Origin of the sequence: Micromonospora sp. NBRC 107095 (assembly GCF_030269705.1) — a bacterium.
In the GTDB taxonomy this organism is placed as follows: Bacteria; Actinomycetota; Actinomycetes; order Mycobacteriales; family Micromonosporaceae; genus Micromonospora; species Micromonospora parva.
In genome coordinates this window covers 1,344,901-1,360,066 of record NZ_BSTU01000001.1, presented here as the reverse complement: position 1 = coordinate 1,360,066, position 15,166 = coordinate 1,344,901, and the positions used below count along the sequence as shown (strand labels likewise).

Genomic DNA, 15,166 nt, shown 5'->3' with positions numbered 1-15,166 from the left:
GGCCAGACCCAGCAGACGCTACGGACGGCAGCCGCCGGTGAGCCGCGTGGACCGGCTGGTACAAGGCTAGACGCGAGAGTGGCGGTGGCTGGACATGGCGACGGGCGCCGCTCCCGGTGTCCCGGGGGGCGGCGCCCGTCGTACTGCCTGGGTTTTGCGTCAGTGCCGGTCGACGTCGCTGGCGGTGTCCTCGCGGTAGCTCGCGCCACCGTCGGACTCACTGGTGAGCGGCTTGGCGCCACCCTCCGGCGGGCCGGCCACGCTCTGGCCGGCGGCCAGCTCGGGGAACTTCGCGTCGAACGCCGGCCGCTCGGAGCGGATGCGCGGCATGCGGTCGAAGTTACGCAGCGGCGGCGGGCTGCTGGTCGCCCACTCCAGCGAGTTGCCGTGACCCCAGGGGTCGTTCACCTCGACCACCGGGCCGGTCTTGTACGACTTCCAGCAGTTGTAGATGAACGGCAGCGTGGAGATACCGGTGATGAACGCGCCGATCGTGGAGATCATGTTCAGCGTGGTGAAGCCGTCGCTGGGCAGGTAGTCGGCGTACCGGCGGGGCATGCCCTCGTTGCCGAGCCAGTGCTGCACCAGGAACGTGGTGTGGAACCCGATCATGGTGAGCCAGAAGTGCACCTTGCCCAGGCGTTCGTCGAGCATCCGGCCGAACATCTTCGGGAACCAGAAGTAGATGCCGGCGAAGACCGCGAACACGATGGTGCCGAAGAGCACGTAGTGGAAGTGCGCCACCACGAAGTACGAGTCCGACACGTGGAAGTCGATCGGCGGGCTGGCCAGCAGCACACCGGTGAGACCACCGAAGAGGAACGTGACCAGGAAGCCGACCGCCCAGAGCATGGGCGTCTCGAAGCTGATCTGGCCCCGCCACATGGTGCCGATCCAGTTGAAGAACTTCATACCGGTCGGCACGGCGATCAGGTAGCTCAGGAAGCTGAAGAACGGCAGCAGCACCTGACCGGTGGCGAACATGTGGTGCGCCCAGACGCTCATGGAGAGCGCGGCGATCGCGACGGTCGCGGCGACCAGACCCTTGTAGCCGAAGATCGGCTTGCGGGAGAAGACCGGGATGACCTCGCTGATGATGCCGAAGAACGGCAACGCCACGATGTAGACCTCGGGGTGCCCGAAGAACCAGAACAGGTGCTGCCAGAGCATTGGCCCACCGGTTGCCGGGTCGTACACGTGCGCGCCGAGGATGCGGTCCGCGGCGAGCGCGAAGAGCGCTGCGGCCAGCAGCGGGAAGACCAGGATCACCAGAAGGCTGGTGACCAGGATGTTCCACGTGAAGATCGGCATCCGGAACATGGTCATGCCTGGGGCGCGCAGGGTCAGCACCGTGGTGATCATGTTCACGGCACCGAGGATGGTGCCCAGACCGGAGATGGCCAGACCCATGATCCACATGTTGGCGCCGACGCCGGGCGAGTGCTCGACGCTGCTCAGCGGCGCGTACGCGAACCAACCGAAGTCGGCGGCGCCACCCGGGGTGATGAACCCGGCCGTCGCCATCGTCCCGCCGAACAGGTACAGCCAGTAGGCGAAGCTGTTCAGCCGGGGGAAGGAGACGTCAGGCGCGCCGATCTGGATCGGCACGATGTAGTTGGCGAAGGCGAACACGATCGGCGTCGCGAAGAACAGCAACATGATCGTGCCGTGCATGGTGAAGAGCTGGTTGTACTGCTCGGGCGACAGGAACTGCAGCCCTGGCCGGGCCAGCTCAGCCCGCATGATCAGCGCCATCAGGCCGCCGATCATGAAGAACACGAACGCGGTGACCATGTACATGATCCCGATTTGCTTCGCGTCCGTGGTTCGCAGCAGCCGCGCGATGGCCGACCCCTTGACCGGCTCCCGGACCGGCCAGGGCCGGGTCACGACCGGCTTGGGTGCGACGGTGGTCACGAGTGGCCTCCGGTTCTCGGTTGTCCCGCTCGGCACACGCTGGTTATCGGCGGGCCGTCATCCGCAAGGAGGATAGTCCCCGGCAGGTCGCAGCGCCGCGTGGGGTGGCGTGACACGATCTACAACGGGCCTACAGCGGGCCGAGCAGGAGCCGGTAGTGCTCCCCGAAGATCCGGTCGCCGCGTCCGCGCAGCAGCGGGTCGCGCAGCGCCGGCGGCACATCCCTGGTCCGGTTGCGGTCCCGGGTCCGGTCCCGCACCCATCGGGTACGCGGGCGGCGACGACTCTCGTACGCCACCAGCGCCGCCTCCACGCTGTTGGCGGCGCGCAGCGACTCGGCCAGCACCACGGCGTCCTCCAACGCCATGGCCGCGCCCTGCGACAGCGTCGGCGCGGTGGCGTGCGCCGCGTCGCCGACCAGCAGCACGCGCCCCCGGTGCCAACGGCCCAACTCCACCTCGTCGGTGATCCCGACGTGCACCTCGTCGAGGGCCGCCAGCACCTCGGGCACCGGGCCGCGGTAGTCGGCAAAGAGGTCGCGCAGCCGCGCGAGAGGATCGGCGGGTTCCTCGGTGCCGGCCTCGTCGGCGTAGAGGTGCAGTCGCCCGGCACCGATCGGCACCATCAGGAACCCGGAGCGCTGGCCGAGCAGTGCGGTCCACTCGGTGACCGGTGGGCCGTCGCGCAGGACGGCCCGGTAGACCACCTGCCCGACCGGGCGCGGCGGCCCACCGAGCGCGGCCAGCGCACGGACCGAGGAGCGTGGTCCGTCGGCGCCGATGACCAGGTCGTACTCACCGGTGGTGCCGTCGGTGAAGGTGACGCCGACGGCACCGGGAAGCAGGTCCAGGGTGCGGACCTCGGCGCCGTGCCGGACGGCGCCGCCGGCACCGCTGAGCAGCACCCGGTGCAGGTCGGCCCGGGGTAGCGCGCGGCACTCGCCGACGCCGGCCCAGAGGGCGTCGAGGTCGACCTCGCAGAGTTGCGCGCCCGCGGCGTCGAAGAACCGCTGCCGGTGGATCACCTGCCCGACCGGCCGGACGGGGTCGTGCAGGTCGAGCCGGTGCAGCGCGCGGGCGGCGTTGCCGGGCAGGTAGAGGCCGGTCTCGATGGACTCCCCCGGTGGCAGCTTGTCGGTGACGTCGGGCCGGAAGCCCGCCAGGCGCAGCGCCCGGGCTACGGACAGGCCAGCGATGCCCGCGCCGACGACGAGGATGCGCAGGGGGGAGCCACCCATGGTGGTGTACGCCTCCGGAGGGGGAGCGGCACGCGTTGGAGGCAACACGCTACTCGGAGCGATCGGCGCACACCAGGCCCAATCGGCCCGCACCCCGCCGCTCGTCGGCGACCCGAGCCGCTTGGCCGGCCGTCCGTCGCCGACCGTAAGGCGGGGATGGCAATCCTCACAATTTGCCAGTTCAATCCCGACGGTTGCGCGTCAGTTTCAGACATGTAAATGTGTCGTTGAGCGTGGGAGCGCTCCCGCACTGCCCCACCACATCCGGCGCCCGGCACGCGCCGAGTCAAGGAGCGTCATGAAACGTCAACTTCGGGCCCTGGCCGTCGCCGGGTTGCTGGTCGCCAGTTCCCTGGTGGCCGTGACCTTCGGCGGCACGGCCTCCGCCGACACCCTGATCTGCGAACAGTACGGCTCGACCACCATCCAGGGCCGCTACGTCGTGCAGAACAACCGCTGGGGCACCACCGCCCAGCAGTGCATCAACGTCACCAGCAGCGGCTTCGAGATCACCACCCTGAACGGCAGCAGCCCCACCAACGGCGCGCCCACCGCGTACCCCTCGGTGTTCTTCGGTTGCCACTACACCAACTGCTCCCCCGGCACGAACCTGCCGATCCAGGTGAGCCAGATCAGCAGCGCCACCAGCAGCATCTCCTACCGCTACGTCAGCGGCGCCACCTACAACGCGTCGTACGACATCTGGCTGGACCCGTCACCCAAGCGGGACGGGGTGAACCAGATGGAGATCATGATCTGGCTCAACCGGCAGGGCCCGATCCAGCCCATCGGCTCGGTGGTCGGCACGACGAACCTGGCCGGCCGCACCTGGGAGGTCTGGCGGGGCAGCAACGGCTCCAACAACGTCATCTCCTACGTCGCGCAGTCGGCGATCTCCAGCCTGAACTTCAGCGTGCTGGACTTCATCAACGACACCCGCAACCGGGGCGCGATCACCAATTCCTGGTACCTGACCAGCATCCAGGCCGGCTTCGAGCCGTGGCAGGGCGGCGTCGGCCTGGCCGTGACGTCGTTCTCGGCCAACGTCAACGGCGGCGGCAACCCCACCAACCCGCCGCCGACCACCCCGCCGCCGGGCGGTGGCGCGAGCTGCGCGGTGAAGTACACGGCGAACTCGTGGAACAACGGCTTCACCGCCGACGTGCAGATCACCAACACCGGGTCCAGCGCGATCAACGGCTGGACGATGAACTACAACCTGCCCAGCGGGCAGACCGTCACCAACGCCTGGAACGCCACGGTGAGCCAGAGCGGGTCTGCGGTGACCGCCCGGAACGTGGGCCACAACGGGTCCATCGCACCCGGGGGCACTGCCAGCTTCGGCTACCAGGGGACGTTGAACGGGTCGTACTCGTCGCCGAGCAGCTTCTCGCTCAACGGGGCGACCTGCTCCCGCAACTGACCTGACGGTGGGGGCGTGACCTTCCGGTCGCACCCCCACCGCACACGGGATCCGGCGCTGTCAGACCCGGGTGAGGCGTACCGCGTCGGCGATCACCAGGCCGCTGGAGCTGCTCCACCGGCTCACGCCGACCCGGTTGGCGTCGCCCGCCGGCAGGGCGAACGTGCCGAGAGCGCGCCACTGCCCGCCGGTGGCCCGCTGGTCGACCCGGACGGTCTGGTTGCCGCTGCCGGTGGCGACGATGTACGGGGTGGCGCTGTTGTAGCCCGAGTTCGCCGGCCACCAGGCCTCGACCCGGTAGTTGCCGGCCGCCGGGACGTTGAACCGGTACCAGGCGACATCGCTGGCGGCGACCGGTTCGGCGTAGCGGTAGTCGGTCCCGTAGCGCTGACTGGAGTACGACGACACGCCCCAGTTGGCGCTGGCGGTGAACCGGCCGCTGGTGGTGTTGTCCACCGTTGCGGACCAGGTCGTGCCGCCGCCGGCCATCTTCGCCGCCACGTCGGCGCGCATGACGTTCAGGTCGATGAAGGACGGGTCGATCTTGCCGGTGGTGCTGGTCTCCCGGTGGCCCCGGGCGTAGCTGCTGTCCCGACCGAGGCGGGTGAGCACCGCGGCGGTGGCGGCGACCGAGGCGTTGTACTGCGCGGCCGTCATCTCCTGGCTGACACCGTTGTAGTCGATCTCCCACCCGATCATCAGGGTGTTGCCGTCCCCGGAGGGGATCGGTCCGCTGCCGCCGCTGACCCCGGCGTGGTTGCAGCGGCCGGCGGAGATGACGTGGAAGACGCCGTTGTAGTCGACGAGCGCCTGGCACAGCGGCCCCGGCAGGTCGGACCGGCCGTTGATGCAGATGTTGAGCGCCGGGTGCGGGTTGCTGGCGCTCGAGGTCGAGGCGGTGTGGTGCCACAGCACCCCGATCGGGTCGAAGGAGCCGGGGCGCATCCGGTTGAGCCAGTCGCCCTCGACGACGACCTGGACCCCGGCGGCGCGCAGCACGTCCACCAGCCAGGGGATCGTCGCCATCAGGCGTCCGCGAGCAGGTCGGCGAGGCACTCGGCCTTCGGCGCGGCGTTGGCCGGGGCGGGTCGGGCGACGACGGTCAGCGCGGCGACGACCAGGGCGGGGATGCCGAGCACCCCACGGCGGCGCAGACGGACGGATGGTGATCGGGTCATGGCGATCCTCCAGCGACGACGGGCACGAACGGATCGACGATCGTGATGACGGGCACGCTATACCGTCACGTACGTCGATGTCGATACCCTTCATTGGCGGGTCGCCCGCTGAAGGAATCCGCCGATCAGACCTCGCCGAGCGCGTCGATGTCGCGCATCTCCTCCGCCGTCAGCGAGAAGTGGAAGACGTCGAAGTTGGCGGTGATCCGCTCCGGAGTCACCGACTTCGGAATCGCCACGATCTCGTGGTCGATGTGCCACCGCAGCACCACCTGCGCCGGCGAGACGCCGTGCGCGGCGGCGATCCTGACCAGCACCGGGTCACTGAGGTCGCTGGTCTTGAACGGGCTGTACCCCTCCAGCACCACACCCCGGTCCCGGTGCTCGGCGTGCCGCTGCCGGTCGTACAGTGCCGGGCTCCACTCGATCTGGTTGACCGCCGGGTTCTCCTCGGTGGACTGGATCAGCTCGTCGATCTGCGGGGTGCTGTAGTTGCTGACGCCGATGGCCCGGGTGAGATTCTCGTCCCGGGCGGCGATCAGCTCCCGCCAGAGCGGGATGCTGTCGGCCGGCGACCCCGGCGGCCAGTGGATCAGCCAGAGGTCCAGGTGGTCGACGCCGAGCGCCTCCAGGCTGGCCTCCAGCGTCTGCCGCTCCCGGCCCACCTGGTTGGGGGGCAGCTTGGTGGTGATGAAGACGTCCTCCCGGCGCAGCCCGCTCTCGCGCACCGCACGGCCGACCTCCCGCTCGTTGCCGTACACGGTGGCGGTGTCGAGGTGCCGGTAGCCGGTGTCGAGCGCCGCCAGCACGGCGTCGTACCCGGCCTGGCCGGTGGCCTGCCAGGTGCCGAAGCCGAGCAGGGGCATCCGCACGTCACCGGGGAGCAGGGCGGTGGGCTGGTCGGTGAGGTCCATGAGGTCCGTTCTACCCCGCCACGCCCCCAAACGCCGAGCGAACCGGACACTGGGGCGTCCAGCGCACCGGTCGGTTTTGCCGGAGAATGCGGGTGTGACCGACCGGCTGCAGGAGTACCGGCGACGGAGGGACGCGGCCCGCACACCCGAGCCGGTGCCGCAGGGCCCGCCGTCGGCCGGCCCCGACTCCGCCCGCTTCGTCATCCAGCAGCACCACGCCCGCAGCCTGCACTGGGACCTGCGTCTGGAGCACGACGGGGTGCTCGCGTCCTGGGCGGTGCCACGCGGGCTGCCGCGCGATCCGGGTCGCAACCACCTCGCCGTACACACCGAGGACCACCCGATGGAGTACCTCGACTTCGCCGGCGAGATCCCCGCCGGTGAGTACGGCGGGGGCCGGATGCTGATCCACGACCGGGGCACCTACCACTGCGAGAAGTGGCGCGACGACGAGGTGATCGTGACCCTCAGCGGTGACCGGACCGCCGGGCGCTACGTGCTGTTCGCCACCGGCGGGCGGGACTGGATGGTCCGTCGCACCGACCCCGCGCCAACGGGCTGGACAGCGATGCCGGACCTGGTCCGGCCGATGCACCCCACGCCCGCCGCCGGGCTCCCCCGCGACAGCGCCGCCTGGGGGTACGAACTGCGCTGGGACGGCGTCCGGGCGATGGCGTACGTCTCCGGCGGCCGGCTGCGGCTGCTCTCCGAGACCGACGAGGACATCACCGGCGGATATCCGTGGCTGCGCGCGATGGCCGAGGCGCTCGCCCCCACCGAGGCGGTGCTCGACGGTGTGCTGGTGCGCATCGACGGTGCCGGCCGGGTGCGTCCGGTGCGCCCGAGCACCGGCGGACGGGTCCCCGCCGACGCTCAGTACCTGATCGTCGATCTGCTCTGGCTGGAGGGCGTGAGCAGCGTCGACGTGCCGTACGCGCAACGCCGGGAGTTGCTCGATGGGCTGGCCTTGGCCGGTGCGCACTGGCAGACTCCGCCGTGGTTCCCGGGCGCGGGCGACGAGGCCCTGCGTGCCGGGCAGGAACAGGGCCTGCCGGGCGTGGTCGCCAAACGGCTGGACTCGGTCTACGAGCCGGGGCGGCGCAGCCGACGCTGGCTGGGCATCGACGCGGCCTGACGCGAGGAGCGACGTGTACCTGACCCACCTGGACTGCCCGCGGTGCGGCAAGGAGCACGCCGCCGACCGGTTACAGAACCTCTGCGACTGCGGGTCGCCGCTGCTCGCCCGCTACGACCTGCCGGCCGTGGCGAAGGCGGTCACCCCGGAACGCTTTCCGCTGCGTCCGGCCGATCTGTGGCGCTACCGGGAGCTGCTGCCGGTCGCCGATCCCCGGCACGTCACCACGCTGGGCGAGGGCTGGACGCCCCTGCTGCGCACCCCGGCGTACGGCACGGAGATCGGCATCGCGGACCTGATGGTCAAGGACGAGGGGCTGATCCCGACCGGCTCGTTCAAGGCCCGGGGCGCTGCGGTCGGCGTGAGCCGGGCCCGTGAGCTGGGCGTCGAGCGGGTCGCGATGCCCACCAACGGCAACGCCGGGTCGGCGTGGGCCACCTACGCCGCGCGGGCCGGGATGGGCGCGACGATCGTCATGCCGTTGAGCGCGCCGAGCATCTGCCGGCGCGAGTGCGTCGCCGCCGGGGCCGACCTGCGCCTGATCGACGGGCTGATCGGCGACGCCGGTCGGCAGGTGGCCGAGCTGATCGCGGAGTCGAACGGAGCGATCTTCGACGCCGGCACGCTGCGCGAGCCCTACCGGCTGGAGGGCAAGAAGACGATGGGGTACGAGATCGTCGAGCAGCTCGGCTGGCAGGTACCGGACGTGATCATCTACCCGACGGGCGGCGGTGTCGGCCTGATCGGCATCCACAAGGCGCTGCACGAGCTGCGCGAGCTGGGCTGGATCGGTGACAAGCTGCCCCGGCTGGTGGCCGTGCAGTCCACCGGCTGCGCGCCGATCGTGCGGGCGTTCGCCGCCGGCGAGAATCGGGCGCAGCCGTGGGCGGACGCGCACACCGTGGCGTTCGGCATCACGGTGCCGGCCCCGCTGGGCGACGAGCTGATCCTGGCGGCGCTGCGGGAGTCGTCCGGAACGGCCGTCGCCGTCGACGACGCGGACATCCTGGCCGACCTGCGCGAGTTCGCCGGCCGGGAGGGGCTGCTGCTCTGCCCGGAGGGTGCGGCCTGCCTGACGGCGGCGCGGCAGCTGCGCGCCGGAGGGTGGATCCGGGCCGGCGAACGGGTGGTGGTGCTCAACACCGGCGCCGGACTGAAGTATCCGGACACCGTCGACGTGTCCGGCGTACCGCTGGTGACGTGAGCTGACGGTGCGCCGACGGATCAGTAGCTCTCCGGTTGGGTGATCCGCCAGGCCGCGTTGATCAGCCCGATGTGCGAGAGCGCCTGCGGCATGTTGCCCAGCTGCATCCCGGTGGCCAGGTCGATCTGCTCGCTGAACAGCCCCACGTCGTTGGCGTACCCGACGACCCGCTCGAAGAGCGCCTCGGCCCGCTGCTGCTCACCCGTCATCACCAGGCACTCCACCAGCCAGAACGAACACAGCAGGAAGCCGGCCGGGTCGGCCGTCCAGCGTCGCAGCAGACCGTCCTCGGTGCCCAGCTCGCGCTCGACCATCGCGATCGTCGAGCGCATCCGTGGGTCGGTGGCCGGCAGGAAGTGCGTGACCGGCAGGGCGAGCACCGAGGCGTCCAGCTCCGCCGACCCGAACGCGCCGGTGAACGCCCCGATCCGGTCGTTCCACCCCTCGCGCAGCACGGTCTCCCGGATCTCGTCGCGCACCGTGGCCCAGCGACGGGGGTCGGCCTGATCACCGAGCCGGTCGGCGAGCCCCACCGCCCGGTCCATGGTCAGCCAGCAGGACACCTTGGACGAGAGGTAGTGACGTTCTTCGTCGCGAGTCTCCCAGATGCCCCGGTCCGGCAGCTGCCACGTCGCGGCCACCTGCTCGGTCAACCCGAGCACCATCTCCCGCAACTCGACCTCGAAGTTCGCACCGAGGTAGTCGCGCAGCCGCCACACCGCCGACATCACCTCACCCGGCACGTCGAGCTGTCGCTGGCGCCAGGCGTCGTTGCCGATCCGCACCGGCCGGCTGCCCCGGTAGCCGCGCAGGTGGTCGCAGTGGTGCTCGGAAAGGTCACGCTCGCCCTCCAGCCCGAAGAGCACCGGCACGGGCTCGTCGCCGAACCGGCCGATCGAGCGGGTCGCCCAGGCGAACAGTCGGGACGTCTCCTCGGGGCAGGCCGCCACCCAGAGCGCCCGCATCGTCAACGAGAAGTCCCGCAGCCACGAGTAGCGGTAGTCGTAGTTCCGGTCGCCACCGATCTGCTCCGGCAACGACGAGGTCAGCGCGGCGGCGACCGCGCCGCTGCGGGCGTACGTGAGGCCGGTCAGCACCGTCGCGCTGTGTTTGACGAGTTCGGGGTAGCGGCCGGAGTATCCGTGCGTCTCCCGGAACGCCTGCCACGCCTGCGTCGTCTCCGCGAGGGCGGCCAGCGGGTCCAGTCGGGCCGGCGGATCGCCGTACGCCTCACCGAACGCGACGTCCATCCCGATCACCTGACCGGCGGAGACCTCGAACTCGTGGGTCACCCGGTCGGTGCCCGCCCGCAGGTGCAGACCTCCGGCGCGCAACACCAGCACCACCGGGCCGGCGCCGGCCAGCACCCCGCCGTCCGGCTGATCGTGCAGGTACGGCGTGAGCAGGCCGTACTCCGGGCGGGGTGCGAAGTCGAGCCCCATCCGCACCCGCCCGGACAGGCCCTTCACGACCCGGATCAGCACGGCCGGTGAGTTCTTGCCCAACTCGTGGGCGCGGGCGCCCACCTCGGCGGCGAGGGCGTCGACGACCGCCACGCTGCCGTGCGGCGTGTGGTGCACCGTCCGCAGCACCAGCGAGTCCGGCAGGTACGCGCGCTCCACCCGGTGGCCCGGGCCCCCGACGCCTACCGGGGCCAGCCGGAAGTGGCCGGCGCCCGGGTCGAGCAGCCGCGCGAACACGGCCGACCCATCGAACCGGTGCGGGCACCACCAGTCGATCGAGCCGTCCTTGCCGACCAGGGCACCCGAACGGGAGTCCGAGAGGAACCCGTAGTCGGAGATCGGCGGCTGCTGCTCCACCCGCCGGGGGTACCCGCATCAGGCCGGATCAGACCGGGAGCCTCACTCGGTCGGCGGCTCGTCCTCGCCCGCCGCCTCGGCCGCGTCGGCCTCCTCCTTGGTCTTGTGCACCGCCTGGTCGGCGTGCTCCGGCGGCCCGTAGACCGTGTACAGCACCAGCGGATTGGGGCCGGTGTTGACGAAGTTGTGCTTGGTGCCCGCCGGAACCACGACCAGGTCGCCCGCGGCGACCTTCCGCTTCGCGCCGGCGACCCGGGCCTCGCCGACGCCGCTGACGAAGGTCAGGATCTGGTCGATGCCCTCGTGCACCTCCTCGCCGATCTCCCCGTCCGGCGGAATGGTCATGATGACCAGCTGGGTGTGCTCACCGGTCCACAGCACCCGCCGGAAATCCGGGCTCTTCTCGGCAACAGTCGCGATAGTGAAATGCTCCATGCCCACGCCCATACCCCGTCCGGCGGCCCGCCACGCCGGGAGTCGCAGATGGTGGAATTCCCCACGGTCAGAGGGTTTGGATGCGCGCGGACCGGGGATCGACAGCGCGGACCGGCACGAAGGGCCGGTCGAGCCAGGTCCCCGCCGGCGTACCGCCGAACGGCTGCGGTGGTGGGAGACGGCCAGAGCGCGGCGACGTTCCGACCACGGTCGAGCGGCGCCGTGCGCTCTTTCGAGCACCGGTGCGCTCGTTCGACTCGGCGGTGCAGCCAGGTGGAGCAGTCAGCGGTGCAGCCAGGTGAGCAGATCGGGCGGGGCCAGCGCGGCGACCCGTTGCTGATAGCGGGATCGCGCGGGCTCGTCCAGCAGGGCGCGTCCCTGACCGGAGCCTCCTCGGCGAAAGAACGCCAGGCGGTCGCGCAGCACGCCGAGGGTGTCCGGTGCCAGCTGGTCGGCGCGCTCGCGCATGCGACCGAAGGTGGCCGCCTCGATGAGCGCGGGCCAGTGCGCCTCGGGGACCGTGATGCCCCACCGATCGGCGAGCCGGCGCATCTCACCGCCCAGATCGGCCAGCAGGTCGTCGTAGTGCACCACCTCGATGTTCGGCTCGTGCCGGCGGGCCCACGCGTCACTCAGGTGCATCAGCACCCCGGGGAGCGAATCCAGCTCGGAGTGGGGGTCCACCTCCCGGTCGACCCAGCTCGCCAACCACTCCCGCACCGGGGGCCGCGCACCCGGTGGCCCGGCCGGGGCGGGTTGGCCGGTCAGCTCGGCCAGGCGCGCCCGGTCCAGGTTGGCGGCCTGGTGATAGAGGGAGACCGCCATGTCCAGTGGGTGTCGGGCCACCACCACGTAGTGCACCCGGGGGTCGAGCGGCACCCCGTCCAGCGGGGTGTGCGTCTTGATGAACCGCCGGTGTTGCTGGGCGGCCAGCCGGTCGTACACCGTGGCCCGGGGCTCGCCCAACCAGTCCAGCCACGGCGACAACTCGGGCAGCGGCGCCGGCAGGTCCGGGGTGCCCAGCACCAGGAGCGCACAGATCATCTGCATCCAGGTGGTGCCGCTCTTGGACCGGGTGCTGATCACGATGTCGCCGTCGCGGAACGGGAAACCGGCCCACCGCGCGCTGTCCTCGTCGTCGGATCGGTACCGGTGAATTGGCGTGAGCACCGGTGGATGGTAGTCGCCGAACCGACAGTCGAGCAGCCGAATTCCGACTTACACCCCTGTGAGACATGCGCATGCCTGGCTAGATTGAAGTATGGTGCCCGCCCACGGGGGCCGGGCGGCGGCAACGCTCTACCGCCCCATCCTCGCCAACCGACGGGGCGAGCTTGAGGCCCTGAGCCACCTCGATCCCGCGTACGCCGAGCTGGTCGCCCCGGTCCTGGAGATCGGCACGATCGACAGGTCCACGATGGACACCATTCGCCGGCTGCCGTCCGGGCTGCTGCCCGCCATCGACGTCAGCGCGCTGCCCGACAGCCCCGAGGCGGAGCTGACCCGCTGGGGCGTACCGATGGTGCCGGTCATCGGGCTCTCCGAGAGCGACCACCGGCTGGTCGCGCACGGCGCGGCGGCGCGGGCGTACGGCCGCCGGGCGCTCATCCGGCTGCGGGCCGGCCAGGACCGGGCCGGGCCGGACGCGAGCACCACCGCTGTGGAACGGATCTGGCGGTTCACCGACCTCGCCCCAGAGGAGTGCGACCTGCTGGTGGATGCGGGGGACGTGGGCTGCCCGGCGGACGTGCGGGCCGCCGAGCCCCGGATACGCCGCCTGCTGGACTGGGCGCGCCGACACGCCTGGCGGTCGGTGACGGTGGCGGCGGGCGGCATGCCGCCGACGCTGTCCCGCCTGCCCACCGACGAACCTGTCCCGTTGGACCGTTGGGACTGGCAGCTGTGGCGACGACTGGCCGACACCGGTGTCGACTACGGCGACTACGGCGTCCACCCGGCCGGGCCGGGCACCGGTGATCCCGGCGACCGGTTGCCGACAGTGCGGTACACCGACGACGACAGTTGGTGGATCTACCGCTGGGCGCGTCGCGGCGGCCGGGGCGACGACCGGTTCGCCGACCTGTGTCGCACCCTGGTGTCGGCACCATACTGGCCGACCACCGGGGCGGCCTTCTCCTGGGGTGACCACGAGCTGTTGCGCCGGGCCCGCAGGGGCGCCGGTGCCGGCTCGACCGCCAACTGGGCGGCGTGGAGCACCTCGCACCACCTGGCCCACGTGCTGAACACGCTGTTGCACCCGGCCGGCGACGGTGCGCCGAGGTGGCACCCCGGGCAGGGTCCACCGCGGCAGGGACGCCCGTTGCGGTGAGCTCCGGTGCTACTGCTTCTCGGTGAAGCCGAACTGGATGACGCCCTCGTCGTCGACGGTGGCGTCCACCGACGCGTCACCGAGCAGCTCGGCGGCGTCCTCGTCCAGGAAGATCCGGGCGCCCTGGTTGTCGACCACCCGATCGCCCTGCACCGGCTCGGGCACCAGCTCGACGGTGAGCGAGCCGGCCTCGGCGTCGGCGGCGATCCGGACCCCACCGTCCTGGGCGACGTCCTGCTGGTTGGCGAGGTCACGAATGACGAGCACGGCGTTATCGGTCATGGTGAGCATGAGTGGAACTCCTCGTGGATTCTCGGCTCGCGGTCGGATACGGCACGGACCGGACAGTCGGGCCCGCCTACGAGCACGCGTGGGAGGCGACAGAGGGGCGAACGGTCGTCGCCGTCGCATCGGATCGGGGCAGCTGAGGGCCCCGTCACTCCCACCGTGCCCGCTGGCGGACCATCCGTCAAATAGAGCCGGATCAGTGGAGAGCGGCGGCCGGGGCCAGCCAGGCGCGAATCTCGTTGACCGCCGCGCGGCCGGCCCGGTTGGCGCCGATCGTGCTGGCCGAGGGGCCGTACCCGACCAGGTGAACCCGCGGGTCGGCGACCACCCGGGTGCCGTCCATCGTGATACCGCCGCCCGGCGCGCGCAGGCCCAGCGGGGCGAGATGGTCCATGGCCGCCCGGAAGCCGGTGCACCAGAGGATCACGTCCGCCGGCACGAACCGCCCATCTGCCCAGGCCACCCCGTCGGGTGTGATCCGGTCGAACACGGGTAGCCGGTCGAGGACGCCGCGCTCGCGCAGTCGGCGTACCTCGGGGGTGACCGGCAGTCCGGTCACGCCCACCACGCTTCCCGGTGGTCGGCCGGCCCGGACCGCCTCGTCCACCCGAGCCACCGCGGCACGTCCCAGTTCCGGGCCGAACTCCTCGTCGTTGAACGACGGCGGCCGGCGGGTGACCCAGGTGGTGGCCGCCGCGACGGTGGAGACCTCACCGAGCAGTTGCACGGCCGAGGTGCCGCCGCCGACGACCACCACGCGAAGGCCGGTGAACTCGGCCGGCCCCCGATAGTCGGCGGTGTGCAGCTGACGTCCCCGGAACGTCGACCGGCCCGGGTAGTGCGGCCAGAACGGCCGCGTCCAGGTGCCGGTGGCGTTGATCAAGGCTCGGGCGGTCCAGGTGCCCCGGTCGGTGTGCACGTCCAGTCGTCCGTCGGGGCGGGAGCGCACCGCCCGGACCCGTACCGGCCGCCGCACCGGCAGGTCGAAGGCCCTCTCGTACGCGGCGAAGTAGGCGCTGACCTGCTCGGCTGCCGGGCGGTGCGGATCGGCGGGCGGGAGCGGCAGGCCGGGCAGGTCGTGGAAGCCGTGCACCCGGTCGAAGACCAGCGTCGGCCAGCGGTGCTGCCAGGCGCCGCCGGGCCCGTTGTCGGCGTCGAGGATGACGAAGCCACTGCCGGGGGCGAAACCGGTGCGGTGCAGGTGATAGCCGGCGCTCAGTCCGGCCTGGCCGGCGCCGATCACCACGACGTCCGCGGAGAGGGTGTCCACACGGGGTACAACAGCC

14 protein-coding genes are annotated in these 15,166 nt (G+C 71.3%); 4 read left to right on the top strand and 10 right to left on the bottom strand.

Features of this window, described 5'->3' with window-relative positions; genetic code table 11:
* Positions 1-159 precede the first annotated feature (159 nt).
* Together ctaD and QSK15_RS06435 are read right to left on the bottom strand one after the other, a co-directional pair.
* Positions 160-1,917 (bottom strand): aa3-type cytochrome oxidase subunit I, encoded by a 1,758-nt coding sequence (gene ctaD, locus QSK15_RS06440; RefSeq protein WP_285793331.1) that lies wholly within the window; start codon positions 1,915-1,917, stop codon positions 160-162.
* Between the two features lie 130 nt (positions 1,918-2,047).
* Positions 2,048-3,154: an FAD-dependent monooxygenase gene (locus QSK15_RS06435; protein WP_285793330.1), complete on the bottom strand. Its 1,107-nt coding sequence runs from the start codon at positions 3,152-3,154 to the stop codon at positions 2,048-2,050.
* Positions 3,155-3,452: 298 nt separating this feature from the next.
* On the opposite strand from QSK15_RS06435, the gene QSK15_RS06430 reads away from it, so the two are divergent.
* Complete coding sequence (locus tag QSK15_RS06430; RefSeq protein ID WP_285793329.1) at positions 3,453-4,577, top strand: glycoside hydrolase family 12 protein; 1,125 nt, start codon at positions 3,453-3,455, stop codon at positions 4,575-4,577.
* A 60-nt stretch (positions 4,578-4,637) separates the two neighbouring features.
* Here QSK15_RS06430 and QSK15_RS06425 read toward each other — a convergent pair whose 3' ends face one another.
* The 3 genes from QSK15_RS06425 to QSK15_RS06415 form a co-directional block, all read right to left on the bottom strand.
* On the bottom strand, positions 4,638-5,603 hold the full coding sequence (locus QSK15_RS06425; protein ID WP_285793328.1) for a golvesin C-terminal-like domain-containing protein: 966 nt from the start codon (positions 5,601-5,603) through the stop codon (positions 4,638-4,640).
* Entirely contained in the window at positions 5,603-5,755 is a 153-nt protein-coding gene (locus QSK15_RS06420) for a hypothetical protein (protein ID WP_285793327.1), read from the bottom strand. The genes QSK15_RS06425 and QSK15_RS06420 overlap by 1 nt, the downstream gene beginning before the upstream one ends.
* A 125-nt stretch (positions 5,756-5,880) precedes the next feature.
* Positions 5,881-6,669, bottom strand: a complete 789-nt coding sequence (locus QSK15_RS06415; RefSeq protein ID WP_285793326.1) for an aldo/keto reductase — start codon at positions 6,667-6,669, stop codon at positions 5,881-5,883.
* A 94-nt stretch (positions 6,670-6,763) separates the two neighbouring features.
* Here QSK15_RS06415 and QSK15_RS06410 point away from each other — a divergent pair, with 94 nt between their 5' ends.
* Together QSK15_RS06410 and QSK15_RS06405 are read left to right on the top strand one after the other, a co-directional pair.
* Entirely contained in the window at positions 6,764-7,804 is a 1,041-nt protein-coding gene (locus tag QSK15_RS06410) for a DNA polymerase ligase N-terminal domain-containing protein (protein WP_285793325.1), read from the top strand.
* 13 nt (positions 7,805-7,817) lie between these two features.
* The gene (locus QSK15_RS06405; RefSeq protein WP_285793324.1) at positions 7,818-9,008 is read left to right on the top strand and encodes a threonine synthase; all 1,191 of its coding nucleotides are present in this window, start codon (positions 7,818-7,820) and stop codon (positions 9,006-9,008) included.
* Positions 9,009-9,028: 20 nt separating this feature from the next.
* Here the strand turns inward: QSK15_RS06405 and QSK15_RS06400 are convergent, their stop codons facing one another.
* From QSK15_RS06400 to QSK15_RS06390, 3 genes are all read right to left on the bottom strand, one after another.
* Entirely contained in the window at positions 9,029-10,828 is a 1,800-nt protein-coding gene (locus QSK15_RS06400) for a glycoside hydrolase family 15 protein (protein WP_285793323.1), read from the bottom strand.
* Positions 10,829-10,870: 42 nt separating this feature from the next.
* On the bottom strand, positions 10,871-11,263 hold the full coding sequence (locus tag QSK15_RS06395) for a cupin domain-containing protein (protein ID WP_036411381.1): 393 nt from the start codon (positions 11,261-11,263) through the stop codon (positions 10,871-10,873).
* A 282-nt stretch (positions 11,264-11,545) separates the two neighbouring features.
* Entirely contained in the window at positions 11,546-12,433 is an 888-nt protein-coding gene (locus QSK15_RS06390; protein ID WP_285793322.1) for a sulfotransferase domain-containing protein, read from the bottom strand.
* Positions 12,434-12,524: 91 nt separating this feature from the next.
* Here QSK15_RS06390 and QSK15_RS06385 point away from each other — a divergent pair, with 91 nt between their 5' ends.
* Positions 12,525-13,592 (top strand): beta family protein, encoded by a 1,068-nt coding sequence (locus tag QSK15_RS06385; protein ID WP_285793321.1) that lies wholly within the window; start codon positions 12,525-12,527, stop codon positions 13,590-13,592.
* A gap of 9 nt (positions 13,593-13,601) precedes the next feature.
* Here the strand turns inward: QSK15_RS06385 and QSK15_RS06380 are convergent, their stop codons facing one another.
* Both QSK15_RS06380 and QSK15_RS06375 read right to left on the bottom strand, forming a co-directional pair.
* On the bottom strand, positions 13,602-13,883 hold the full coding sequence (locus QSK15_RS06380; protein WP_124857855.1) for an adhesin: 282 nt from the start codon (positions 13,881-13,883) through the stop codon (positions 13,602-13,604).
* A gap of 193 nt (positions 13,884-14,076) precedes the next feature.
* Positions 14,077-15,150 (bottom strand): NAD(P)-binding domain-containing protein, encoded by a 1,074-nt coding sequence (locus tag QSK15_RS06375; RefSeq protein ID WP_285793320.1) that lies wholly within the window; start codon positions 15,148-15,150, stop codon positions 14,077-14,079.
* Positions 15,151-15,166 lie beyond the last annotated feature (16 nt).

Coding starts and splice junctions, on each gene's coding strand:
- QSK15_RS06435 (WP_285793330.1), bottom strand. CDS start 3,154: ATGGGTGGCTCCCCCCTGCGCATCCTCGTCGTCGGCGCGGGCATCGCT.
- QSK15_RS06430 (WP_285793329.1), top strand. CDS start 3,453: ATGAAACGTCAACTTCGGGCCCTGGCCGTCGCCGGGTTGCTGGTCGCC.
- QSK15_RS06425 (WP_285793328.1), bottom strand. CDS start 5,603: ATGGCGACGATCCCCTGGCTGGTGGACGTGCTGCGCGCCGCCGGGGTC.
- QSK15_RS06420 (WP_285793327.1), bottom strand. CDS start 5,755: ATGACCCGATCACCATCCGTCCGTCTGCGCCGCCGTGGGGTGCTCGGC.
- QSK15_RS06415 (WP_285793326.1), bottom strand. CDS start 6,669: ATGGACCTCACCGACCAGCCCACCGCCCTGCTCCCCGGTGACGTGCGG.
- QSK15_RS06395 (WP_036411381.1), bottom strand. CDS start 11,263: ATGGAGCATTTCACTATCGCGACTGTTGCCGAGAAGAGCCCGGATTTC.
- QSK15_RS06385 (WP_285793321.1), top strand. CDS start 12,525: ATGGTGCCCGCCCACGGGGGCCGGGCGGCGGCAACGCTCTACCGCCCC.
- QSK15_RS06380 (WP_124857855.1), bottom strand. CDS start 13,883: ATGCTCACCATGACCGATAACGCCGTGCTCGTCATTCGTGACCTCGCC.